At 69.5% G+C, this 23,950-nt stretch carries 21 protein-coding genes; 12 read left to right on the top strand and 9 right to left on the bottom strand.

The annotated features are described in order from the left end of the window. Positions 1–58 precede the first annotated feature (58 nt). The gene (locus tag ACODRX_RS01460) at positions 59–1,372 is read left to right on the top strand and encodes a nucleobase:cation symporter-2 family protein (RefSeq protein ID WP_488869259.1); all 1,314 of its coding nucleotides are present in this window, start codon (positions 59–61) and stop codon (positions 1,370–1,372) included. 18 nt (positions 1,373–1,390) lie between these two features. Here ACODRX_RS01460 and ACODRX_RS01455 read toward each other — a convergent pair whose 3' ends face one another. The 3 genes from ACODRX_RS01455 to ACODRX_RS01445 are packed head-to-tail and all read right to left on the bottom strand — an operon-like array spanning position 1,391 to position 5,361. Then, on the bottom strand, positions 1,391–2,800 hold the full coding sequence (locus ACODRX_RS01455) for a c-type cytochrome (RefSeq protein WP_488869248.1): 1,410 nt from the start codon (positions 2,798–2,800) through the stop codon (positions 1,391–1,393). Positions 2,801–2,811: 11 nt separating this feature from the next. Beyond that, positions 2,812–4,587, bottom strand: a complete 1,776-nt coding sequence (locus ACODRX_RS01450) for a GMC family oxidoreductase (RefSeq protein WP_488869247.1) — start codon at positions 4,585–4,587, stop codon at positions 2,812–2,814. Between the two features lie 18 nt (positions 4,588–4,605). After that, positions 4,606–5,361 carry a gluconate 2-dehydrogenase subunit 3 family protein gene (locus tag ACODRX_RS01445; RefSeq protein ID WP_488869246.1) on the bottom strand — a complete coding sequence of 252 codons (756 nt, stop codon included), beginning with the start codon at positions 5,359–5,361 and terminating at the stop codon, positions 4,606–4,608. A 306-nt stretch (positions 5,362–5,667) separates the two neighbouring features. Here ACODRX_RS01445 and ACODRX_RS01440 point away from each other — a divergent pair, with 306 nt between their 5' ends. The 5 genes from ACODRX_RS01440 (at position 5,668) to ACODRX_RS01420 (ending at position 10,556) form a co-directional block, all read left to right on the top strand. Further along, a complete protein-coding gene (locus ACODRX_RS01440; RefSeq protein ID WP_488869245.1) occupies positions 5,668–6,450 on the top strand; it encodes an IclR family transcriptional regulator in 783 nt (260 codons plus the stop codon). An 84-nt stretch (positions 6,451–6,534) separates the two neighbouring features. After that, on the top strand, positions 6,535–7,659 hold the full coding sequence (locus tag ACODRX_RS01435) for a CaiB/BaiF CoA transferase family protein (RefSeq protein WP_488869244.1): 1,125 nt from the start codon (positions 6,535–6,537) through the stop codon (positions 7,657–7,659). Positions 7,660–7,752: 93 nt separating this feature from the next. Beyond that, positions 7,753–8,151, top strand: a complete 399-nt coding sequence (locus ACODRX_RS01430; RefSeq protein ID WP_488869243.1) for a Zn-ribbon domain-containing OB-fold protein — start codon at positions 7,753–7,755, stop codon at positions 8,149–8,151. A gap of 15 nt (positions 8,152–8,166) precedes the next feature. Beyond that, complete coding sequence (locus ACODRX_RS01425) at positions 8,167–9,324, top strand: thiolase (protein ID WP_488869242.1); 1,158 nt, start codon at positions 8,167–8,169, stop codon at positions 9,322–9,324. Further along, a complete protein-coding gene (locus tag ACODRX_RS01420) occupies positions 9,321–10,556 on the top strand; it encodes an MFS transporter (RefSeq protein WP_488869241.1) in 1,236 nt (411 codons plus the stop codon). Before ACODRX_RS01425 ends, ACODRX_RS01420 begins: the two co-directional genes overlap by 4 nt. Here ACODRX_RS01420 and ACODRX_RS01415 read toward each other — a convergent pair. Next, complete coding sequence (locus ACODRX_RS01415) at positions 10,522–11,451, bottom strand: LysR substrate-binding domain-containing protein (RefSeq protein WP_488869240.1); 930 nt, start codon at positions 11,449–11,451, stop codon at positions 10,522–10,524. The two genes, ACODRX_RS01420 and ACODRX_RS01415, sit on opposite strands and share 35 nt — an antisense overlap. Before the next feature lie 239 nt (positions 11,452–11,690). Here ACODRX_RS01415 and ACODRX_RS01410 point away from each other — a divergent pair, with 239 nt between their 5' ends. From ACODRX_RS01410 to ACODRX_RS01390, 5 genes are read left to right on the top strand one after another with little or no spacing between them, the layout of a single operon-like run. Further along, the gene (locus ACODRX_RS01410; protein ID WP_488869239.1) at positions 11,691–12,944 is read left to right on the top strand and encodes an acyl-CoA dehydrogenase family protein; all 1,254 of its coding nucleotides are present in this window, start codon (positions 11,691–11,693) and stop codon (positions 12,942–12,944) included. Between the two features lie 12 nt (positions 12,945–12,956). Beyond that, a complete protein-coding gene (locus tag ACODRX_RS01405; protein WP_488869238.1) occupies positions 12,957–14,057 on the top strand; it encodes an acyl-CoA dehydrogenase family protein in 1,101 nt (366 codons plus the stop codon). Between the two features lie 21 nt (positions 14,058–14,078). Next, positions 14,079–14,540 (top strand): MaoC family dehydratase, encoded by a 462-nt coding sequence (locus ACODRX_RS01400; RefSeq protein WP_488869237.1) that lies wholly within the window; start codon positions 14,079–14,081, stop codon positions 14,538–14,540. A 22-nt stretch (positions 14,541–14,562) separates the two neighbouring features. Further along, complete coding sequence (locus ACODRX_RS01395) at positions 14,563–15,342, top strand: SDR family NAD(P)-dependent oxidoreductase (protein ID WP_488869258.1); 780 nt, start codon at positions 14,563–14,565, stop codon at positions 15,340–15,342. A gap of 39 nt (positions 15,343–15,381) precedes the next feature. Next, entirely contained in the window at positions 15,382–16,380 is a 999-nt protein-coding gene (locus tag ACODRX_RS01390; RefSeq protein ID WP_488869236.1) for a Bug family tripartite tricarboxylate transporter substrate binding protein, read from the top strand. A 92-nt stretch (positions 16,381–16,472) separates the two neighbouring features. Here ACODRX_RS01390 and ACODRX_RS01385 read toward each other — a convergent pair whose 3' ends face one another. From ACODRX_RS01385 to ACODRX_RS01365, 5 genes are all read right to left on the bottom strand, one after another. Beyond that, entirely contained in the window at positions 16,473–18,104 is a 1,632-nt protein-coding gene (locus tag ACODRX_RS01385; protein ID WP_488869235.1) for an AMP-binding protein, read from the bottom strand. A gap of 18 nt (positions 18,105–18,122) precedes the next feature. After that, complete coding sequence (locus tag ACODRX_RS01380; protein WP_488869234.1) at positions 18,123–18,791, bottom strand: glutathione S-transferase family protein; 669 nt, start codon at positions 18,789–18,791, stop codon at positions 18,123–18,125. A gap of 100 nt (positions 18,792–18,891) precedes the next feature. Further along, a complete protein-coding gene (locus ACODRX_RS01375) occupies positions 18,892–20,172 on the bottom strand; it encodes an MFS transporter (RefSeq protein ID WP_488869233.1) in 1,281 nt (426 codons plus the stop codon). A 55-nt stretch (positions 20,173–20,227) separates the two neighbouring features. Beyond that, positions 20,228–20,992 carry a YoaK family protein gene (locus ACODRX_RS01370; RefSeq protein ID WP_488869232.1) on the bottom strand — a complete coding sequence of 255 codons (765 nt, stop codon included), beginning with the start codon at positions 20,990–20,992 and terminating at the stop codon, positions 20,228–20,230. Between the two features lie 54 nt (positions 20,993–21,046). Further along, positions 21,047–22,105, bottom strand: a complete 1,059-nt coding sequence (locus ACODRX_RS01365; protein ID WP_488869231.1) for an AraC family transcriptional regulator — start codon at positions 22,103–22,105, stop codon at positions 21,047–21,049. A gap of 112 nt (positions 22,106–22,217) precedes the next feature. Between ACODRX_RS01365 and ACODRX_RS01360 the strand changes: the two genes are divergently transcribed. Beyond that, on the top strand, positions 22,218–23,936 hold the full coding sequence (locus tag ACODRX_RS01360) for an AMP-binding protein (RefSeq protein WP_488869230.1): 1,719 nt from the start codon (positions 22,218–22,220) through the stop codon (positions 23,934–23,936). The last annotated feature ends 14 nt before the right edge of the window (positions 23,937–23,950 follow it).

Here is a 23,950-nt window from a genome sequence, read left to right as displayed (position 1 = left end):
CCCCCCCCCCCCCCCCCCCCCCCCCCCCCCCCCCCCCCCCCCGGCGCCGGTCGACGAAATGCTGCCGCCCAACAAGCTGCTGGCCTTCGGGCTGCAGCATGTGCTGGTGATGTATGCCGGCGCGATCGCCGTGCCCATCCTGATCGGCGGCGCCGCCAGGCTCACGACGGAGCAGATCGCGCTGTTGATCAGTGCCGACCTGTTCGTCTGCGGGCTGGCCTCGCTGATCCAGGCGGTGGGCGTATGGAAATTCGGCATCCGCCTGCCGCTGATGATGGGCGTGACCTTTGCCGCGGTGCCGCCCATGCTGGTGATGGTGGCGAATCCGGAGGTGGGCCTGCTGGGCATGTTCGGCTCCATCATCGTGGCCGGCGCGGCCACCATGCTGCTGGCGCCGCTGGTCGGGCGCATGGTGCGCTTCTTCCCGCCGGTGGTCACCGGCACGGTCATCACGGTGACCGGGCTCAACCTGATCCCGGTCGGCGTCAACTGGGTGGCGGGGCGCGGGCCGGCGGCCGGCGACCCGGCCAATCTCTTCATCAGCCTGGTGGTGCTGCTGACCATCGTGGTCATCACCAAGCACGCGCGCGGCTTCCTGCGCAACGTGGCGGTGCTGCTGGGCATAGGCGTGGGCTTCGCGCTGGCGGCCGCCATGGGCAAGGTGGATTTCGGCCGGGTCGCGGGCATGCCCTGGTTCGAGCTGGTCGAGCCGCTGCACTTCGGCCTGCCGAGCTTTCACCTCGGCTCGGTGATGGCGCTGGTCATCATCATGGTGGTGGTGATGGTGGAGACCACCGGCATGATGCTGGCGGTGGCCGAGATGGTGGGCAGGAAGGTCGATGCCGGCGACATCACGCGCGGCCTGCGCGTCGACGGGCTGGCCACCATGATCGGCGGCGTGTTCAACACCTTCCCCTATGTCACCTACTCGCAGAACGTGGGGCTGGTCGGCGTGACCGGCGTCAAGAGCCGCTGGGTCTGCGCCACCGCCGGCGGCATCATGGTCGTGCTGGCGCTGTTTCCCAAGCTCTCGACGGTGTTCGCGCTGATTCCGCAGTCGGTGCTGGGCGGGGCCGGCATCGTGATGTTCGGCATGGTGGTGGCCACCGGCATCAAGGTGCTGGCGGGCGTCAACTACCGCGACTCGGGCGGATCGCGCAACAACCTGTTCATCGTGGCCGTCAGCGTGGTGGTGGGCATGATGCCGCTGGTCAATGCCCAATTGTTCAGCCGCATGCCGCAGTGGCTGTCGGCCTTCACGCACAGCGGCATCGTGCTGGCGGCGCTGACCGCGCTGCTGCTGAACCTGTACCTGAACGGCCAGCAGCGCAAGGCGGCCACGGGCGCCGATGCGCGCCCGGCGCAGGCCTAGGATTCGTGTGAACCGGCCCTATTCCTTCTTGCGCAGCTTGGCCACCTGCGCCGCATCCACCGCGCCGGCCTGGTTGCCCCAGCTGGCGCGCACGAAGCTGGCCACGTCGGCCACCTGCGCATCGGACAGGCGCCAGCCGAAGGCCGGCATGGTGAAGGTCGAGGGCCGCGTGGCGGTGGCCGGCACCCGGTGGCCGTTCAGGATGATGGCCAGCAGGTTGTGCGCATCCGCCGAAAGCACGGCGCTGTTGCCGGCCAGCGCCGGGAATACCTCCTGGTAGCCCTTGCCGTCGCTGCGGTGGCAGGCGGCGCAGTTGTCCAGGTACAGCGCCGCGCCGCGCTGGCGGTCGTCGCCCTGCCACAGCGCCTCGGCCGCAGCGGCGTCGTAGGCGCGGGCGGGCGCAGCGGCGCCATCGGCGGGCAGGGCCTTGAGGTAGGCAGCGATGGCGCGCAGGTCGCCATCCGCCATGTGCTGCGTGCTGTGGCTGACCACCTCGGCCATGCCGCCGAACACGGCGGTGTGCGGGTTGCGGCCGGTCTTGAGCAGGGCCGCGATGTCCTGCTCGCTCCAGGGCGCCAGGCCGTCGCTGCCGCCTGGGCGCAGGTTCTTGGCGATCCAGCCGTCCATGGCCGCGCCGCCGGCGAGGAACTGCGCGTCGGCCGCAGTGAGGCCTTTTTCCTGCATGGTGATGGCGCGCGGCGTGTGGCAGGTGCCGCAGTGGCCCAGGCCTTCGACCAGGTAGGCGCCGCGGGCCTGCAGCTCGGCCTTGGGCGCGCCGCTGGCGGCCATCGCGGGGGCCTGCTTGAGCTGCACCTTGGCCGCATCGGGCGCGAACAGGCCGCGCCAGATGGCCAGCGGCCAGCGCATGGACAGCGGCCAGGGAATGCCGTTGGCCGGCACCGCGTGCTCCACCGGCGGCAGGCTCTGGAAGTAGGCGAACAGGTCCTGCATGTCCTGCTCGCTGACGCGCGCGTACGAAGGGTAGGGCATGGCCGGGTAGAGGCTGCCCTTGCCCTTGGCCACGCCATGGCGCACGGCCTGGTCGAAGTCCGCGAAGCTGTAGCCGCCGATGCCGGTCTTGGCATCGGGCGTGATGTTAGAGCTGTAGATGGTGCCGATGGGCGAGGGCATGGCCAGCCCGCCGGCGAACGGCTGGCCGCCGGGTGCGGTGTGGCAGGCCACGCAGTCGCCTGCGCGGGCGAGGTAGGCGCCGCGGCTCACCGCATCGCTGGCGGGCTGCGGCGCCGATGCGGGCTGCGCGTGCGGCGCCGCAGTCACCATGGGCTGCGGATCGCTGCGCGCAGCCGTTGCGGCGGTTGCCGGCGCGCCGTCCTTCTGGGCATAGGCCAGGCCGGCGGCTCCGGCCAGCAGGGTCAGGCTGGCGGCCAGCGTGAGGGGCAGGACGCGCAATGGCTTGGGTGTCTTCATGGGCGTGCTCCTCATGCCTTGATCAGTGCGCCGGGGCTCTTGAGGTATTGCTCGCGGATCGCGCGCGCCGACCAGTAGGCCAGCGCGGCGACCAGGCCGGTGGGGTTGTAGCCCAGGCCCTGCGGGAAGGCCGATGCGCCGAGCACGAAGACGTTGTGCACGTCCCAGGACTGCAGGTAGCGGTTGAGCGCGCTGGTGGCCGGGTCGGTACCCATGATGGCGCCGCCGTTCAGGTGCGTGGTCTGGTAGCTGCTGGTGTCGAAGCGCGTGCCTTCCTGCTTGCCATAGATACCCATGGCCTTGCCGCCCATGGCCTTGGCGAGCACGCCCATCTTCTGTTGCATGAACTGGTTCATGCGGATGTCGTTGGGCTGCCAGTCGAAGGTCATGCGCAAGAGCGGATTGCCATAGGCGTCCTTGTAGGTCGGGTCCAGGCTCAGGTAGTTGGCGCGGTAGCTCTGGTGGGCACCATGCGCGTCCATCGAGACATGGTGGGCGTAGTACTCGGCCGTGGCGGCCTTCCAGGCGCCGCCCCAGCCGGGCGTGCCCGGCGGTGTGACCGAGGCGGCAATCGGCTTGGTGCCGGCCTGGTTGACCCAGAATGGCGAGCCGCCCACGAAGCCGTGCGGGCCGTGGTCGAAGTTGTCGGCGTTGAAGTCGTCCAGCGCGATGCCGTTGCCGCCCGCGCCGATGAAGGTGTTGGTGTGGTGTTGACTCTTGTCGAAGAAGACCTTGATGGTGGCCATGTTCTGGAACGCGAAGTTGCGGCCCACCACGCCGGTGTTGCTCACCGGGTCGTAGGGCTTGCCTATGCCCGACAGCAGCAGCATGCGCACGTTGTTGAACTGGAAGCTGCACACGGCCACGATGTCGGCGGGCTGGAACACCTGCTGGCCCGAGGCATCCACATAGGTCACGCCGGTGGCGGTCTTGCCGTCTTCGGCCAGGTTGATGCGCGTGGCCTGGCACAGGGTGCGCAGCTCGAAGCGCGGGTCCATGCGCAGCGCGGGCAGGATGTTCACGTTCGGCGAGGCCTTGGAGTACATGTAGCAGGCATAGCCGCTGCAAAAGCCGCAGAAGTTGCATGGCCCCATCTGCGCGCCGTAGGGGTTGGTGTAGGGCCCCGAGGTGTTGGCCGAAGGCATGTTGTAGGGGTGGTAGCCCACGGCTTCGGCGGCCTTGGCGAACAGCATGGCCGAGACCGAGTTCTTCTGCGCGGGCAGCGGAAAGTCGCTGGAGCGGTCCGGCGCGAAGGGATTGCCGCCCTTGCCCTCGCCGACCTTGGCGCCCTTGACCGTCCAGGCCGTGCCCGAGGTGCCGAACACCTTCTCGGCAAAGTCGAAGTGCGGCTCCAGTTCCTCATAGCTCACGCCGAAGTCCTGGATGCTCATGCCCTCGGGAATGAACTGCCTGCCGTAGCGCTCCTCATAGTGGCTGCGCAGGCGCAGCTCCACCGGATCGACCCGGAAATGCACGCCCGACCAGTGCAGGCCCGCGCCGCCCACGCCGGTGCCGGGCAGGAAGGCGCCGAGCTGGCGGTTGGGCAGCGCCACGTCGCTCTCGGTGTGGCGGATGGTGACGGTTTCCTTGGAGACGTCGACGAACAGCTTCTTGCGCGAGTTGTAGGTCAGCTCGTCCATGGTCTGCGGGTACACGCCATCGGGGTCGGTGTCGCGCGCCGGGCCGCGCTCCAGCGCCACCACGTTCAGGCCGGCCTCGGTCAGTTCCTTGGCCATGATGGCGCCCGTCCAGCCGAAGCCGATGACCACCACGTCGGTTTTCTTCATGGTCTTTGCCATCTCGCCTTACCCCCGTTGGCCCTGGATCGACACGGGCGGCAGCGGGTACTTCTCGTCGCGCTCCACCCAGTCCATGAAATCGGCGCGCGCGCCGGGAAAGCCGATCAGCTTCCAGCCCGCCATGCCCTTGTTGCCGCCGTGCAGCGGGTCGCTGAAGAAGCCCTCGCGGGTATTGGTCCAGAGCATCGAGAAGAAGGTCCGGGACGGCGGGCCGTCAAAGCCGTCGATGCCGTGCTCCAGGGCCGACAAGGCCTTGTCCTGCTCGGCGGCGGAGAGTTCGGCAAACTTCTTGCCGAGCGTGTTTTCGCTCCACCGGTCGGCGGCGGCGATGCCCAGGCGGTAGACCTCGCGCGGGCTGAGCTTGAGCTGGTAGCCCATCTCGGGCGCGGCATCGGGCTGGAACGGCCCCTGCATGTACCAGAGGCTGCCGGCCGCGTAGGCGGTGCCCATCTGGCGGTCGATGAATTCGGGCACGCCGGCCTCCAGCGCGCCGGGGCCCAGCTCGTCCTGCGGAATCAGCCGCGCCACCGCCGACTGCAGGAAGCGGTATTCCTCGGCGCTGAAGAAGCTGGGCTGGTATTGCGCCGCGGCATCCGCCGCGGTGTTCACCGCCGGGCCGGGAACTGCGGGCAGGTGGTCGCGCGTGGCGACGACGGCTGCGCCGCCGCCGGCGGCGGCCAGGGTGGCAACGGGGATCAATGGCAGCGAGCGGCGAAAGAACGCGCGGCGGCCCGGGTTCCGCATCGAGTGGTCTTGATTCATGGCGGCGTGGGTGGTTGGGCGGGATGCTGGCGATAGTGCCGGCAGCGGACTGCAGGCACCGTGAAAGGTATGCCCGCCTACTTGTAGGAGAGCGGCTTGAGATCGCCGCCCCCGGTTGGCATGGCCTAGATTCTAGGGTTTTGGATAGCGCTATCCAATGTGTGCGCCTGCAAAACCCTAGCGAATGAGTCGGGCGTGTCTGGGGTTTACCGCAGGTATGGAAGCTGGGTTTTTGCCCGTCTTCTTGGTTAAACTGGAGAAAATCGAGACTAATGTCTCGACATCAACCAATAAGCAGAGGGTTTTATGAACGCGGAAGCCGATGGAAAACTGGTCAGCGCGCTGGTGCGCGGCGTGTCCATTCTTCGCTGCTTTTCCAACAAATGCCAGGAGCTCAGCGGCAAGGAGCTGATGGAGATGACCGGCCTGCCCAAGCCCACACTGTTTCGGCTGACCGAAACCCTGTGCGAGCTGGGGCTGCTGCGCTATTCGGAGCGGCTGTCCAAATACGTGCCCGGCATAGCCCTGCTCAATCTCTCGTCGCCGGTGCTGGCGCGCATGGCGCTGCGCCAGTTCGCGCGGCCGCAGATGCAGGCGCTGGCGGATTTTACCGAAGGGCAGGTGCAGCTGGCGGTCGGCTTCAGGCGCGAGCTGTGCCTGGTGGAGCAGGCCAACAGCCTGGGCAACCCGATCTTCCGTCCCGAGGTGGGGGTGCGCGCCTCGCTGTCGCGCACGGCCTCGGGCCGGGCCTATCTGCTCGGGCTGCCGCGCGAGGAGCGCGAGGCCTACCTGCACGACCTGCGCCTGTCGGACCCGCAGCGCGCCGAGCTGCTGGAGCAGCGCCTGCAGGATGCGCGCCGCGACATCGCCGACCACGGCTTTTGCCGCAGCCATGGCGACCTGCACCGCGAGCTGCAGTCGATCGCGGTGTGCATGTCGCAGCCGCTCGATGGCGAGCTGTGGGTGTTCGCGCTCACCCTGCCCGTCTACAGCCCGCTGTGCAGCAAGCTCGAGACCGAGGTCGGCCCGCGCCTGCTGACGCTGGTGCGCTCGGCCGAGAGCGTGCTCGGTTCAGCGGGCCTGTCATGAAGCGCCCCCGGTGCGGGGCGGTGCTCGCCAGTTTCTGCGGTGTGGATGACTCGCCGTGCCATGGGTAACTCAAGGAGAGAAGATATGAAGGTATTGGAGACGGTCCGGGTGTTGGAGATCGGTGGCCTGGGCCCCGGCCCGTTCTGCGCCATGCATCTGGCCGATCTGGGCGCTGATGTGATCTCGGTGGTGCGCGAGGCCAAGGATGCCGCGCCCACCGGCAGCATACTGAACCGCGGCAAGCGCTCGGTGTTCGCCGACCTCAAGACCGAGGAGGGCCGGCAGCTGGTGCTGGCGCTGGTGGCCGATGCCGATGTGCTGATCGAGGGCATGCGCCCCGGCGTGATGGAGCGCCTGGGCCTGGGCCCCGAGGAATGCCTGCGCATCAACCCGCGCCTGGTCTACGGCCGCATGACCGGCTGGGGCCAGGACGGCCCGCTCAGCAGCCGCGCCGGCCATGACACCAACTATGCGGCGCTGTCGGGCGCGCTGTGGGGCAGCAGCCCGGCCGATGCGCGGCCGGTGTCGCCGTTCGCGGTGCTGGGCGACATCGGCGGCGGCGCGCTGTACCTGATGACCGGGCTGCTGTCGGGCATCGTGCAGGCGCGCGCCACCGGCAAGGGCACGGTGGTGGATGCGGCCATCGTCGATGGCGCGGCCCACATGCTGAACCTGATGCTCAGCGCCCGCCAGCGCGGCGTGGTGGCGGACGAGCGCGGCAAGAGCATGTACGACAGCTCGCCGTTCTACGACACCTATGTCTGCGCCGACGGCCACCACATCACTATCGGCGCGATCGAGCCGCAGTTCTATGCGCTGCTGCTGGCCACGCTGGGCCTGCAGGCCGACCCCGGCTTCGCCAGCCCGCAGTGGGACCAGGCCGCCTGGCCCGCGCGCCGCGCACGGCTGGCGGCGCTGTTCCTGTCGCAGCCGCGCGCCCACTGGCAGGCGCTGCTGGAGCCCACCGACGTGTGCTTCGGCGCGGTGCTCAGCCCGGTCGAGGCGGCGCAGCACCCGCACATGCAGGCCCGCGGCGTATACACCGAACACCAGGGGGCGCTGCAGACCGCGCCGGCGCCGCGCTTCGGCGGCGCGGCCTATGCGCCCGGCGAGCTGTGCGCGTCCGGTGCGCACACGCAGCAGGTGATGGAGCGGCTGGCGCAGGCCGGGGCGGCGGCGGTGTGGCGGGCGCCCGCCCGCAACAGCTAAGCAGCGCTTAGCACTTGTGCCTCTGCGCCAGCTTACGCGGGCGGGGCGGCCGGCCTTAGCATCGTGTTCCTACCACCGATGCACCAAGACCCCATGAGCAGCAGCGCAGCCACACTCCAGTCTCCCCCGCTTCCCCAGCCCGAAAAAGAGTACCTGCAGTTTCTGGCGCGGGGCGAATTCCGCATCCAGCGCTCGCGCAGCACCGGCCGCCACGTGTTCTACCCCCGGGTGGCCGCGCCGGCCACCGGCGAAACCGACCTCGAATGGGTGGCGCCCAGCGGGCGCGGCACCGTCCACGCGGTGACGGTGATCAACCAGAAGCCCCCGGCCGAGCCCTACAACGTGGTGCTGGTCGATCTGGAAGAGGGTCCGCGCCTGCTGTCGCGGGTGGATGGCATCGCGCCGCAGCAGGTGCGCATCGGCATGGCGGTGCAGGCGAAGGTGATCGAAGAGGGCGGCAAGCCCCTCGTCGTGTTCACGCCCATCCAATAACCATCAGGAGCCAGCATGTCTGTTGACCGTTTTCCCCGGGGCAAGACGGCCGTTGTCGCGGCCAGCACCTATGGCATGGGCGAGGCGCCCGGCTACAGCTCGATGGACCTGGCCACCGCGGCCAGCCTGCAGGCGCTGGCCCAGGTGGGCCTGAAGCCGTCCGATGTCGACGGCCTGTTCATCGGCCTGCCCGACGACTTCCTCTCCGGCCTGGGCTTTGCCGAGTACCTGGGCATACAGCCGCGCATCACCGAGAACAACCGCACCGGCGGCTCGGCCTTCCTCACCCATGTGATGTGGGCGGCGCTGGCCATCGAGGCCGGCCAGTGCGAGGTGGCGCTGATCGCCTACGGCAGCAACCAGCGCAGCGCCGAGGGCAAGCTGGTGTCGTCGATCAAGCAGTCGGCCTACGACGCGCCCTACCGGCTGATCCGCCCCGCCGGCGCCTATGCGCTGGCCGCATCGCGCTACATGCACGAGTACGGGCTCACGCGCGAGCAGCTCGGCGAGGTGGCGCTGGCCGCGCGCGGCTGGGCGCAGCTCAACCCCGATGCCTATATGCGCGAGCCGCTCTCCATGGAAGAGTACCTGGCCTCGCGCATGGTGGCCTCGCCGCTGTCGGTGCGCGACTGCTGCCTGGTGACGGACGGCGCCGCCGCCATCGTGATGGTGAGCGCCGCGCGCGCCAAGGACCTGGCGGCCCGCCCGGTCTACGTGCTGGGCGCGGCCGCGGCCACCGACCACCGCGACATCACCGCCATGCCCGATCTGACGCGCACCAGCGCGGTCGACTCGGGCGCGCGCGCCTTCGCGCAGGCGGGCATGAAACCCGCTGACGTGGATGTGCTCGAGCTGTACGACGCCTTCACCATCAACACGCTGCTGTTCCTCGAAGACCTGGGCTTTTGCGGCAAGGGCGAGGCTGGCGCCTTCGTGCAGGGCGGGCGCATCGCGCCGGGCGGCGAGCTGCCGGTCAACACCAATGGCGGCGGCCTGTCGTGCGTGCATCCGGGCATGTATGGCCTGTTCACGCTGGTCGAGGCCACGCAGCAGCTGATGGGCCAGGCCGGCGCGCGCCAGGTGCCCGGCGCCGAGGTGGCGCTGGCGCATGGCAACGGCGTGGAGCTGTCGAGCCAGGCCACGGTGATCCTGGGCACGGAAGCCACGCTATGAGCGCGCGCTGGGCTGCGCTGCGCCCGGCGCTGCCCATCCTGGCCGGCGCCTCGCTGATGCTCAGCCTGGCCATGGGGCTGCGCCAGAGTTTAGGCATCTTCATGCCGCCGCTCACGCGCGAGCTGGGCATGTCGGTGAGCGAATTCACCATCGCCATCTCGGTGCAGAACCTGACCTGGGGCGTGCTCCAGCCCTTTGCCGGCGCGCTGGCCGTGCGGCTGGGCTACCGCCCGCTGATGCTGCTCGGCTCGATCATCTATGTCCTCGGCCTGGCCTTGCTGGCAACGGCGCAGGGCATGCTCGGCGTGGTGCTGGGCGCGGGGCTGCTGATCGGCGTGGCGCTGGCCGCCACCGGCAGCGCGGTGGCCATGGCGGTCGCGGCGCAGACCGTGTCGCCGGCATCGCGCAGCATGGTGCTGGGCATCGTTTCGGCGGCGGGCTCCACCGGCGCATTGCTGGCCGCGCCCATCGGCCAGGCCGCGAGCATGGCCTGGGATTGGCGCGCGGGCGCGGCCGCCTTCGTGCTGCTGGCGCTGGCCATGCTGCCCGCGGCCTGGGTGGCCGGCCGGGTGGACCGCGCGCCGGCGCGCAGCATCGCCGGCGAAGCAGCCACCAGCGCCCGCCAGGCGCTGGGCGCCGCGCTGCGGCAGATGCGCTTCGTGGTGATGGTGCTGGCCTATTTCGTCTGCGGCATGCAGCTGGTGTTCCTCACCACGCACCTGCCGGCCTACCTCGACCTGTGCGGCATGGACCCGATGCTGTCGGCCCAGGCGCTGGCGCTGATCGGCGGCTTCAACATCCTCGGCAGCCTGTGCTTCGGCTGGGCCGGCGGCCGCTACAACAAGCAGGCGCTGCTGGGTGCGATCTACATCCTGCGCTCGCTGATGTTCGTCTGGTATTTCGGCAGCCAGCCCACGCCGGCCAGCACCTTGGTGTTCGCGGCGGCCATGGGTTTTCTCTGGCTGGGCGTGGTGCCGCTGGTGTCGGGCTGGATCGCCCAGACCTTCGGCCTGCGCTGGCAGGCCATGCTGGCCGGGGTGGCGTTCTGCTGCCACCAGCTGGGCAGCTTCTTCGGCGCCTTCGGCGGCGGCCTGGCCTACGACCTGCTGGGCAGCTATTCGCTGGCCTGGCAGGTGGGCGCGGGCGTGGGCATCGCCGCGGGCTGCGCGCAGCTGGCGTTTGCGCTGTACTCGCGGCCTACGCCGCCGGCTTCTCCATCCTGCCCTGCATGAAGTAGTGCGCATGCCGCCGGATCAGCGTGGCGAGCAGCTCGGCGGCGGGAGACAGCGGGTAGTCCGCCCGGTGGAACATGCTGATCGGGTAGGCCGGCAGCTGCTCGCGCACCGGGATCTGCTCCAGAAAGGGCTGCAGCCAGCGCGAATGGATGAACTCCTGCGGCAGCGCGCAGACCAGGTCGGACTCCATCATCAGCGTCTGCACCACCGACAGCGACGACGACTGCACCTGGATGCGCGGCGGCGCCAGCCCGGGGTGGTTGGCGAACAGGTCGAGGATGGCGGCGCCCGGGCCCTGCGAGGCCGGGCCGCTGAGTATCCACTCGGCATGCTGCAGCTCGCGCAGCGACCGGGCCTGGGCCAGCGGGCTGCCGCGGCGCACGGCCAGCACCAGGTTGTTCTCGAACAGCACCTCCACCGCGAAATCCGCGCCTATGCCGCTGGCGGGCAGCGGGCCCACGGCGAACTCCATCTCGCCCGAGCGGATCAGCGGCATGTGGTCGCGGTACAGGCCGCCGACGATGTTGAGGCTGACCTGCGGCATCAGCCGCCGGAAATCCGCCACCGCATGCGGGATCAGCGTGGTGGTGGGCGTGGCCGAGGTGCCGAAGTACAGCATGCCCCGGCTGTCGCCGCGCATGTGGGCCAGCTCGTCGACGGATTTCTGCACCTCGCGGGCGATGGCCCGCGCGCGCACCAGGAAGGCCTTGCCGTAATCCGACAGCTGCACGCCCTTGGTGGTGCGCACCAGCAGCGGCACATGCAGCTTGGCCTCCAGCCGCGACATGCTCTGCGTCATGGCCGGCGCGGTGATGCCGCGCGCGCGGGCGGCAGCGCGGATGCTGCCGCTGTCGGCCACGGCGAGAAAATCCTGGATCTCGCTCAGGGTCATCGGGGCTTCCATCGCGGGGCCTTGTCTCCGGTGCAGGTGTTAAGAATCATCCCTTTCAAGGTCTTGAGTCGAATAGGCGCCCTGTACGCAGTGAAGAGGTTGTGCGTTGTGCGTTTTGGGTTTTGCGGGTTTCACGCTCAACGCACAACCCTCAACGCTCAACTGCCTGCCCATGGGCACTCGCAACGGCACAACACCTTGAAAGGGATGGTGTTAAGAATGGCTTAGCACTCGCCATTATGTCGAAGCTGCCCAGCGGCCGGGCGCTTGCCTACGATGGCCCCATGGATCTCACCGACAACGCATCCGACCAGGCCTTCCGCGAGCAGGTGCGCGCCTTCCTGCGCCAGCACCTGCCGGGCGAGCTGCGCCGCAAGGTGGCCAGCTTCGCCTGGCTGGAGAAAGAGGATTTCGAGCGCTGGCACAACATCCTCGCCGACCACGGCTGGCAGGGCCCGTCGTGGCCGCGCGAGCACGGCGGCCAGGGCTTCACCGCGGTGCAGCGCAAGATCTTCGACGAGGAATGCCAGCTGGCCTGCGCGCCGCGCGTCATCCCGCACCTGAACATGATCAGCCCGGTGCTGCACCAGTTCGGCACGCCAGCGCAGAAGGCGAAATTCCTGCCCGACCTGTTTCGCCTGCGGACCTGGTGGTGCCAGGGCTACTCGGAGCCGGGCTCGGGCTCGGACCTGGCCTCGCTCAAGACCAGCGCGGTGCGCGGCAGCGACGCACAGGGCGAGCACTACCTGGTCAACGGCCAGAAGATCTGGACCACCTGGGCGCACTGGGCCGACTGGATGTTCGCGCTGGTGCGCACCGACGCCAAGGCCAAGGCGCAAGAGGGCATCTCCTTCGTGCTGATCGACATGAAAAGCCCCGGCATCACCGTGCGGCCGATCATCTCGGCCGACGGCGGGCACGACCTGAACGAGGTGTATTTCGACAACGTGCGCGTGCCGCTGGAAAACCTGGTGGGCGCGGAGAACCAGGGCTGGACGGTGGCCAAGTTCCTGCTCGGCTTCGAGCGCGCCGAGATGGCCGCGGTGGGGCTGTGCAAGCGCCTGCTGCATTTCGCGCGCCAGGCGGCGCAGACCCACTACCGCGCCGGCGCCCGGCTGTGGGACGACCCGCTGATGCGCCAGCGCCTGGCCGAGCTGGAGATGCGGGTGCAGGTGCACGAGTGGACGGTGATGCGCGTGCTCTCGGGCGAAGACGGCGGCAGCCACGCCGGCAAGGACGGGGCCAAGGCCTCGGTGCTCAAGCTCACCAGCACCGAGCTGCAGCAGGAGCTGACCCGGGCGCTGATGGACTGCACCGGCCCGCGCGGGGTGCAGTACCTCAGGGCCGCGCGCCGCGGCGAGGCGCTGGAGTGCGAGCACCTGCGCGCCTTCGACAACGCGCTGGCCGCGAACTACATCGACTGGCGCAAGGCCACCATCTACGGCGGCACCACCGAGGTGCAAAAGAGCATCGCCGCGAAAACCTTTCTCTGAGCCCGAAACCGCATGAATTTCGAACTGAGCGATGACCAGCGCATGCTGGAAGACCTTGTCACCCGGCTGGTGGCCGGCAGGCTGCGCGGCGAGCGGCCGGTGTTCGAGGTGGCCGATGCCGAGTGGCAGGCGCGCTGGCGGCTGCTGGCCGAATCCGGCGTGGCCGGCCTGCTGGTGGAGCCGGCCCATGGCGGCATGGGCATGGGCGTGCTCGAAGCCGTGGTGGTGGCGCGCGCGCTGGGCCGGGGCAATGCCCGCCTGCCGTTCGCCGCCTGCGCCGCCAGCGCGCTGTGGCTGCTGGACCAGGCTGCGCCCGAAGCCTTCAAGGCCCGCTGGCTGCCCCGGGCCTGCGCGGGCGAGCTACTGTTTGCGCTGGCGCTGGAAGACGACAACCACCGCGCCGAGCCCGAGGGCGTGCGGCTGCGCGACGGCGCGCTGCACGGGCGCAAGTCCGCGGTGATCGCCGGCGGACTGGCGCAGTGGCTGATCGTGCCCGCGCAGGACGAGGCCGGCGCGCCGCAGCTGCTGTGCGTGCCCGCCAGCCATCCGCGCGTGCGGGTGTGGAGCGTGCCGCAGCTCGACGGCCACAACTCGGCCGAGGTGGTGTTCGACGGCGTGCCGCTGGCCGATGCGCAGCTGCTCGCCAGCGGCGATGCCGCCGCGGCCCGGCTGGCGCAGGCCGTGGACATCGGCCGCGTGGTGCTGTGCGCCGAGGCCCTGGGCCTGATGGAATCGCTGTGGCAGCAGACGGTGGACTACCTGCAAGGCCGCCGGCAGTTCAAGCAGGCGCTGGCGCAGTTCCAGGTACTGCAGCACCGGCTGGTGGAGCTGATGATCGCGGTGGAGCTGGCCCATTCGGCGGTGCTGATCGGCGCCGCGGGCCTGCTGCAGGGCGATGCGCTTGAGCGCAGCCGCCAGGTGGCGCTGGCCAAGTGCCGCGTCGGCCGCCATGCGCGGCAGCTGGCCGAGCAGGCCACGCAGTGCTTCGGCGGCATGGGCATCACCAACGAGTTCGAGCCCACGCACTACGTGCGCCGCCTGCACACCATCGACATGAGCTGGGGCAATGCCGACGAACAGCAGCGCCGCTACGCCGCGCTGATGCAAGAGTAAACAGTCCGAGGAGACACGCCAATGAAGAAAGTCCTGGAATCCATCGACGCCATCAAGGCCTTCGCGGGCCAGCCCGCGGTGCAGAGCGACGCCATCGTCGTCACGCAGCAGATGATCGACACCTTTGCCGATGTGACGCGCGACCCGCAGTGGATCCATGTGGACCCGGAGCGCGCGGCCAAGGAGTCGCCCTTCGGCACCACCATCGCGCACGGGCTGCTCACGCTGTCGCTGCTCACCGGCTGGTACCACCAGTGCTTCTCCTTTCCCAACCGCAAGCTGGCGCTGAACTACGGCTTTGACAAGGTGCGCTTCACCGGCCCCGTGCCCTGCGGCTCGGCGCTGGTCGGGCGCTTCGCGCTGGCGCGGGCCGATGAGGTCAAGCCCCAGGAGCTGCGCTGCTACTGGGATGTGGAGGTGCGCATCGAGGGCCAGGACCGGCCGGTGCTGGTCGCCGAATGGATCATGCAGATCAGGTACTGATGAAAGCGAGGCCATGATGGATATGCAATCTCCCTTCACCCTCGAAGGCCGGGTGGTACTGGTCACCGGCGCGGCCCAGGGCATAGGCCGCGCCATCGCCGACCAGGCGCTGGCGCTCGGTGCCCGCGTGGCGGCGGTGGACCTGGACGCGGGCCGGCTGCAGCCGCTGCGCGCAGCGGCGGGCGACGAGCGCGTGCTGCTGCTCGCGGGCAGCGTGGCCGATCCGGCCTTTGCCGAGCAGGCCGTGGCCGCGGCGGTGCAGCGCTTCGGCGCGGTGGACGGGCTGGTGAACAACGCCGGCATCACCCGCCCGGCGATGATCGACAGGATGACGCTCGCCGAATGGCAGCAGGTGATCGACGTGCACCTGTCGGGCTCGTTCTACTTTCTGCAGGCGGTGGGCCGGCACCTGATCGCCCGCGCCAAGGCCGGCGAACAGCGCCAGAGCATGGGCTCCATCGTCAATATCTCGTCCGACGCGGGGCGCCGCGGCACCATCGGCCAGATCAACTACAGCGCCGCCAAGGCCGGCGTGCTGGGCCTGACCATGAGCGCCGCGCGCGAATGGGGGCGCTACCGCATCCGCGTGAACACGGTGGGCTTCGGCGTGGTCGAGACGCCGATGACCGAGACCATCCGCGGCGAGAAATTCGCCGATACCTACAAGGCCCAGATCCCGCTGGGCCGCTGGGCCCAGGCCGACGAGGTGGCGCGCCCGGTGTGCTTCTTGCTGTCGGACGCGGCTTCGTACGTCAACGGCCAGCATATCTCGGTCAACGGCGGCTACACCATCGGCATGTGAGAGCCGCGCATGCAGAACAACGATTTCGGAGACAAAGACATGCCATTGAATAGGAAGACCACCCGGCGCGGCGCCATGGCGCTGGCCGCCGCGGCGCTGCTGGCGGGCGGCCCGGGCAGCGCCCTGGCCGACGAGGGCAAGTACCCCGACAAGCCGGTGAACCTGGTGGTGTCGTTCGCGCCCGGCGGCGCCACCGACCTGATCGGCCGCATCATCGCCACCGAGCTGTCGCAGCGCCTGGGCCAGAGCTTCGTGGTCACCAACAAGCCCGGCGCGGGCGGGCAGCTGGGCACCGAATACGTGGCCGCGCAAAAGGGCGACGGCTACACGCTGCTGATCAGCGCCACCGGCCATGTGATGGCGCCCTCGCTGCAGGCCAGCCTGCGCTACGACCCGGTCAAGAGCTTCGAGCCGATCGCGCTCCTGATGACCATGCCCAATGTGCTGGTCACGCAGGGCAGCGGCCCGTACAAGCGCTTCCAGGATTTTCTGCCCTGGGCCAAGGCCCAGGCCTCGGTGCCCTTCGGCTCGGCCGGCGCGGGCGGCGCCACCCACATCTCGGGCGAGGTGGCCAAGCGGCTCACCGGCATCCCGTTTGCGCATGTGGCCTACAAGGGCAACGGCCCGTCGATGAGCGACGTGATGGCCGGCCACATCCCGTCGGCCTTCGTCGACACGGTGAGCCTGGGCGACATGGTGCGCTCGGGCAAGCTCAATGCGATCGCGATCACCAGCAGGCAGCGCAGCAAGCTCTACAGCCAGGTGCCCACTTTCGACGAACTGGGCTACAAGGGCATGGACCTGAACAACTGGGTGGGCCTGTACGCGCCGGCGGGCACGCCGGCGCCGGTGGTGCGCCTGCTGAACCAGCAGGTGATGGAGATCCTGAACACGCCCAAGACCCGCGAGCGCCTCGAAGGCCTGGGCGCCGATGTGCCCGCCCACATGGACGCGAATGCCTTCCGCGCCTTTGTCGGCAACGAGGTGGCCAAGTGGCACCAGGTGATCCAGCAGACCGGCGTGACGCTGAATGAATAGCGGACCATCAAAAAAGAGAGCTGCTTTCGATTGTTATAAAACGATTTCAAATAGTTTTTATGTTGAAATCGCCATATAACATACGGTGATAGCTATCGTTTTTTGAATCCACGCATATCGATCGCGTTGGGCAGCGAGCGCGCATCCTGGCCGGCGGCGAGGATGCGGTGCTTCTGGATCTTCTGCGTGCCGGTGGTGGGGATCTCGGCGGTGAACCACCACCAGCCGGGCACCTTGTAGTAGGCCATCTCCTGGCGGCAGAAGTCGAACAGCGCGCGGCAGGTGGCGTCGTCTGCGGCCACGCCGTCGCTCAGCACGATGGCGGCCAGCACTTCTTCCTCGCGGATGGCGTCGGGCGCGGCCAGCACCGCCACCTGCTTGACGCTGGGGTGCGACAGCAGCACCGCCTCGACCTCGGCGGCGGCGATGTTCTCGCCCGAGCGGCGGATGATGTTCTTGCGCCGGTCCATGAAGTGCAGCAGGCCGTCGGCATCCTGCACCACCACGTCGCCGGTATGGAACCACCCGCCGGCCCAGGCCTGCTCGGTGGCCTCGGGGTTGTCCAGGTACTCGCTGAAGAAATGCTTGCGCGGCGTCTGGGCGCTGTAGCGCACCAGCATCTCGCCCGGCTGGCCGTGCGGCACGGGCTGGCCGGCCTCGTCGGCCACCATCACCTCCAGCCCCGGGCCGCCGCGCCCGAACGAGCGCGTGCCCACCTGGCGCCGCTCGCTGTAGTCGGCGATGGTGCGCACCACCTCGGTCATGCCCCACAGCTCGATCAGTGGAAAGCCGAAGCGCTCCTCGAAGGCCGCATGCAGCTGCGGCTCCACGCCGGCGCCATAGCCGAAGCGCACCCGGTGCTGCTTTTCCCAGCCGCTCTCGGGCTGCTTGAGCAGCAGCGGGATGATGACGCCCAGGTAGTGCACGATGGTGGCGCGGCTCTCGCTCACCTCCTGCCACCAGCGGCCGGGCTGGAAGCGGTCGGTCTGCACCTGGCAGCCGCCGGACAGCAGCATGCAGTAGAACGACAGTATGGAGGCGTTGACATGGAACAGCGGCAGCGGGTTGAACAGCCGCTCGCAGCCCTCGCGGATCGAGACGAAGCCCGGTTGCGACGCGTACCAGTGCCCGGCCGCGATCTCGTAGGCATGCGACAGCACGCAGCCCTTGGGCTGGCCGGTGGTGCCCGAGGTGTAGAGGATGCTGGCGGGCGTGTCCGCATGGGGTTCGCCCGGCTCGCGGGCCCGGGCGGCGGGCGGCAGCGCGATGCGCGTGTAGTCGTCCGCATCGGTGGCGGCCACGCCTGGCTGCACCCGCGTGTCCTGCAGCGATTCGCGCACCGCCGCCTCGCGCGAGGGCAGGCAGACGATCAGGTCTACCTGTGAGTGGTCGATCAGGTAGTTCAGCTCGCGGCGGCGGTAGTCGGGGTTGATGGGCACGCAGCAGATCCCCAGGCTGTTGAGCGCCAGCTTGTGCAGCAGGTGCTCGGGCCGGCTCTCCAGAAACAGGCCCACGCGGTGGCCCAGGCCATAGCCGGCGTCGCGGTAGCGCTGCGCCAGCGCCGCCACCAGCGCGCCCACCTGGCGGTAGCTGAACTCGGCGCCTTGCGGCAGGTAGCCGCGGTTGGGGTTGGCGGGGACCGCGATCAGGCTGTGGTTGGCATAGCGCTGGACCGCGGCCTGCAGGATCTGGGCGATGGTGCTGTCTTCGGTGATGGGGATCATGGGCGGATCAGGGTCGGATCAAGGACGGATCAAGGGGGATGGCGTGGGATCGATGTGCTGGTCGAGGGCGGCCTGCTGCTCGATCTCCAGGCTGCGCAGGAAGGCCGGGCGCTGCTGCAGGCGCATCCAGTAGTCCTGCGTGGCCGGGCCCCATTGCGACATCAGGCCGATGTAGTCGGCCAGCATCAGCGCATAGCCCACGGCGATGTCGGCCATGGTGAAGCGCCCGGCGCACAGGTATTCGTGCTGGCCGGCGGCGGCCTCCACCGCGCGCAGCCGGCCCAGGAACCAGCGCTCGTAGTCCTCGGCCACCTGCGGCAGGCGCCGCGTGGCCGGCTCGAAATAGCGGTAGCGCAGGATCAGGGTCTGCGGGAAGGTCAGCGTTGCGTCGGCCATGTGCAGCCAGTTCAGCCAGGCGCCGTATTCCGGCTCGCCGGGCTGCAGTGCCAGCGGCGACTGCGGCACGCGCGCGGCCAGGTACTGGCAGATGGCGCCGGACTCGGTCATGCGCAGCTCGCCGTCCACCAGCAGCGGCACCGTGCCCAGCGGGTTCAGCTCGAGGAAGGGCTTGGCCAGCGCGCGCGGCGGAAACGGCAGCATCTGCAGGCGGTAGGGCAGGCCCAGCTCCTCCAGCGCCCAGAGGGTGCGGAACGAGCGGGCGCTGACGCAGTGGTAGAGCTCCATCATGGCGGCTGTCTCCCGTTGTTTGCCGATGCCGCCGATGATGGCATGTTTTGGCGCCGGCCGGCAGGGCGGCGCTGCCGGCTGGGGTGCAAAGCGTGCCGCGTCAGTGCCCCGGCGCCGGCAGTGCGCGCCGGCCGCCCCAGACCAGGGCCAGCGCCGCCGCCAGGTTCAGCGCGGCGCACAGCACCAGCGCCGGGCCGTAGCTGCCGAAGGCGTCGTGCAGGGTGCCGAACAGCGTGGGGCCGAGCGACATCGCCAGCTGGTTCAGCGTGGCGGCCAGGCCGAAGACCACGCCGAACGAGGCCGCGCCGAACTCGCGCCGGATGATCATCGGCGCCAGCGTGGTGACATTGCCCACGGTGAGCCCGTAGGCGACCGACAGCGCCATCAGCGCCCAGGGCCGGGGCCACAGCGCCATGCCGACCAGCGCGGCCGCGGCCAGCAGCAGCACGGCCGCGCCGCTCTTGCGCACGTCCATGTGGTCGGCATAGCGCGCCAGCAGCAGCCGGCCCGCGAACGCGGCCACCGCGGCGGCGGATACGGCGGCGGCCGCGCCCTGCGCGCCCAGCGCCGGCAGCGTGATGGAGACATGGTGGCTCAGAAAGCCGATCTGCACCATCAGCGCCAGGCCGAAGGCCAGGATGTGGCTGCGGAACTGCCGCGTGGCCAGCACCTGGCGCAGCTGCCAGGGCGCGGCGGCGGCCGGCTGCTGCCCGGCCGGCGCGGCCATGCCGTCGGGGAACTGGCCCAGGTCCTGCGGCCGTCGCTTGAGCACCAGCGCGGCCAGCGGCAGCAGCAGCACCAGCGCGGTGCCGGCGGCGAGCGCGGCGGTGGCCTCGAAGCCCCACAGGCGCAGCCCGCCCATCAGCAGTGGCGTGCCGAGCATGCCGCCGATGCTGGCGCCCAGCATGGCGGTGGACATGGCGCGGCCCTGGTGGCGCTCGAACCAGGGCGCGAGCGTGCTGCCGATGGTGTTGGTCGACAGGCAGGCCACGCCCAGGCCCAGCACCAGGAAGGCGGCATACAGCTGCCAGGGCTGGCGGCAGTGCGGCAGCGCGGCCACGCCCAGCGCCATGGCCAGCGCGCCGGCCGCAACCACCGGGCGCGAGCCCCGGCGGGCGATGAAGCGCCCCACGGCCATCATCAGCAGCGCGCTGACCACGTAGGCGCCGGTGATGGCGGTGGAGACGGTGCTGACCGAAAAGCCCTGCCGCCCGGTCAGCGCGAACACGTACACGCCCATGCCGAAGATGCCCAGCGACCAGCTCACCGTGGCCAGCAGCATGCAGGCGGCCACGATGCGCCAGCCGTGGAAGGCGGGCGCGCTCAAGGGGGCCGGGCGCGAAGGGGTGGGCATGGTGTGGGGCGGCAGGGTGGCGGCCATTGTGCCGCCGCCGCCGCGCGGGCCGAGTCGCCCACGCGCCTGGCGGAGCCGGCGCTCAGCGGCCCAGCAGCTTGTACAGCGCCCTGGTGTGGGGCACGTCGCGCAGGAAGGGCGGCACCGACAGCGCCAGCAGCAGCGCGGCCAGCGGCACCACGCAGATGAAGCCGATGAACTTGAAGCCCAGCGCGCCGGCGATGCCGCCCAGCACGAACATGCCCAGCAGGCCGGCGGAGATGCGCATGCGCTGCCAGTTGTGCTGCACCCGGGGGTGCGAGGCACGGCCGCTGCGGCTCCAGAAGATGGCCTTGCCCAGCTCCATGCCCAGGTCGGTGATGTTGCCCGTCATGTGCGTGGTCCGGATGCTGCCGCCCGAGGTCTTGGAGCCCACCGCGTTCTGCAGCCCCATGATGAACGACAGCAGGAGCACGGTGAGCGGCAGCGCGAAGGGCGTGTTCCAGGTCAGCATCGCGGTGCCCATCAGGCCGAAGGGGAACATGAGCAGCGCCTCCAGCATGAGCGGCAGGGCGTAGACGCAGTACAGCCGGCGCTGGCGGCTCCAGTTCACCAGCATGGCGCATACCATCGCACCGGCGGTGAACGCCAGGATGGCGCCCAGCGCGTTCAGGAAAAACGTTCCGTTCTTGAGGACCAGCCCTTCGGCCAGCTGCGAGGCGAAACCCGACATGTGCGAGGTATACATGTGCAGCACGAGGAATCCGCCGGCGTTGACGGCTCCGGCGTTGAACGCAAGCAGCAGCCCCAGTGCGATGTTGGTCGACGGGGCGCGGTGGCGGCTGGTGAGGTGGCGAATTCTGCGCATGGGTGGCTCCGGCGCCAGTATCGCCTACCCGCGCCGCCCGGTGCTGGCAAAAGCCTACGCCATGACTTTCTTGGTGCTGCGCCGGTATTCGGCCGGCGACATGCCGGTCCAGCCGCGGAAGGCGCGGATGAAGCTCTTGTCGTTGCTGAAGCCGGCCTGCTGGGCCACCTGCTTGATCGGGCGGGCGGTGCGGTGCAGCAGGTCGAGCGCGCGCTCGCGGCGCACATCGTCCTTCAGCGCCTGCAGCGAGGCGCCTTCCTCCTTGAGCTGGCGGTGCAGGGTGCGCAGCGACAGGTGCAGCTTCTTGGACAGGCTCTCGGCGCTGTGCGCCATCGACGGGTCGGAGGCCAGGATCTGCCGCACCCGCTGCGCCATCAGCCGGTCGCGCCGGTAGGGGCGCACCGTGAGCGGCAGCGCGCGCTGCAGCATGCGCCGCAGGGCCGGCTCGTCGCGGGCGATGGGCAGCTCGAGGTGGCGGGCGTCGAAGTGCATCGCGGCCTGGCGCGCGCCAAAGCGCACCGCGCCGGGGAAGATCAGCCCGTAGACCTCGGCGTGCGGCGGCGCGGCGAACGGAAAATCGATCTGCGCCAGCGGCAGCAGCGCATCCACGTACCAGCTCGACAGCCCGTGCATGTTGCGCAGCATCGACACCAGGCAGAACTCGCGCAGGGCGCCGAAGTCGCGCATCTCCTCCAGCTCCACGCTGGCCTGGCCGCCGCGCACCGACAGGCGCAGCTGCAGCTCGTCGGTGAGCAGCCCGTGGTGGCGGCACCAGCGCTTGAGCGCCACGCCCAGGTTGGGGCTGGTCAGCGATGCGCGCGCCAGCATGCCATAGCTGCCCCAGGGCAGGCGCCGGCCGAACCAGCCCAGGGCCTCGTCGTCCAGCTCCTGCATCGCGGCGTCCGACAGGGTCTCGAACTGCAGCGCGGTGATGCCCTGGTCGCCGGCCAGCGCCTGGGGGTCAATTTGTGCCAGGCGCAGCGCATGCGCGGGGTCCATGCCCCGGGCGGCGTAGGCCAGCGCGATCGCCCGCACGAAGGCCATGGGCGTAGCCGTCTGGTGGTGCAGCACGGCGGATGTGGGCAGGGGGGAGGGCGTCTCGGTGCGTTGCATGCTGGCGCGGATATTAACGCTGGTCTGGCTATTTTTGCAACCTCTGTGCCCCCATTTGCCGAGCCGCCTCACGTATGCTGCGGGGTAAGCGAAAAGATTCCAGGAGACCGGCATGACCGACACAACGCCCGTTCTGACGAGCAGCTATGCGCGCGGCGCCAGCAGCCCGCGGCTGCTGGACAAGACCATAGGCCAGCAACTGGCCGATACCGCCGGCCGCTTTCCCGGGCGCGATGCGCTCATCAGCCGCCACCAGGGCATACGCTGGAGCTACGCCGAGCTGCAGCAGCGCGCGCTGCAGCTGGCCAGCGCGATGCTGAATGCGGGCCTGTCCAAGGGCGACCGCGTGGGCATCTGGTCGCACAACAATGCCGAGTGGGTGCTGCTGCAGATGGCGACCGCCCAGGTCGGCATCATCCTGGTCAACATCAACCCGGCCTACCGCACCTCGGAGCTGGAATACGCGCTGAACAAGGTGCAGTGCAAGGCGCTGTTCGCGATGGAGCGCTTCAAGACCAGCGACTACCTGGGCATGGTGCGCGAGCTGGCGCCCGAGCTGGCCGGCGCCGAGCCCGGGCAGCTGGCCGCCGCCCAGCTGCCCGATCTGCGCCGCGTCGTCTGGATCGATATTCCGGGCCAGGGCGCCGAGCAGCCGGGCATGCAGCGCTTCTCGCAGTTCATCGCCAGCGGCGACGCCGCCGATGCGCGCATCGCCCAGATCGCGGCCACGCTCACGCCGCACGATCCGGTCAACATCCAGTTCACCAGCGGCACCACGGGTTTTCCGAAGGGCGCGACGCTGACGCACCGCAACATCCTGAACAACGGCTTCTTCATCGGCGAGGCGATGAAGCTCAGCGAGCAGGACCGGCTGTGCATTCCCGTGCCGCTGTACCACTGCTTCGGCATGGTGCTGGGCAACCTGGCCTGCATGACGCACGGCGCCGCCATGGTCTATCCCAGCGACGGCTTCGATCCGCTGCTGGTGCTGGAGACGGTGCAGGCCGAGCAATGCACCGGGCTGCACGGCGTGCCGACCATGTTCATCGCCGAGCTGGACCATCCGCGCTTTGCCGAGTTCGACCTGTCCACGCTGCGCACCGGCATCATGGCCGGCTCGCCCTGCCCCATCGAGGTGATGAAGCGCGTGGTCAGCGAGATGCACCTGTCCGAGATCACCATCGCCTACGGCATGACCGAGACCAGCCCGGTCAGCTGCCAGAGCTCGACCGACACGCCGCTTTCCAAGCGGGTGTCCACCGTCGGCAAGGTGCAGCCGCACCTGGAGGTGAAGGTCGTCAGCCCCGACAGCGGCGAGACCGTGTCGCCCGGCACCTCGGGCGAGCTGTGCACGCGCGGCTACTCGGTGATGCATGGCTACTGGGGCGACGAAGCCAAGACCCGCGAGGCGATCGACGCCGAGGGCTGGATGCACACCGGCGACCTGGCGACCATGGATGCCGAGGGCTATGTGAACATCGTCGGCCGCATCAAGGACATGGTGATCCGTGGCGGCGAGAACATCTACCCGCGCGAGATCGAGGAATTCCTCTACACCCACCCCCAGGTGCAGGACGTGCAGGTGGTGGGCCTGCCCGACAAGCGCTTCGGCGAGGAGCTGTGCGCCTGGATCGTGGTCAAGGCCGGCCAGGCGCTTTCCGAGGACGCGGTGCGCGAGTTCTGCAAGGGCCGCATCGCGCACTACAAGGTGCCGCGCTACATCCGCTTCGTCGATGCCTTTCCGATGACGGTGACCGGCAAGATCCAGAAGTTCAAGATCCGCGAGGCGATGATCGAGTCGCTGCAGCTGGAAATCGACCGCACCGCCTGATACCGGTACCGCGC

It is taken from the genome of Comamonas sp. FG99, assembly GCF_057808605.1.
The sequence above is the reverse complement of the archived record's forward strand: the minus strand, read 5'-3'. Positions and strand labels throughout refer to the sequence as shown.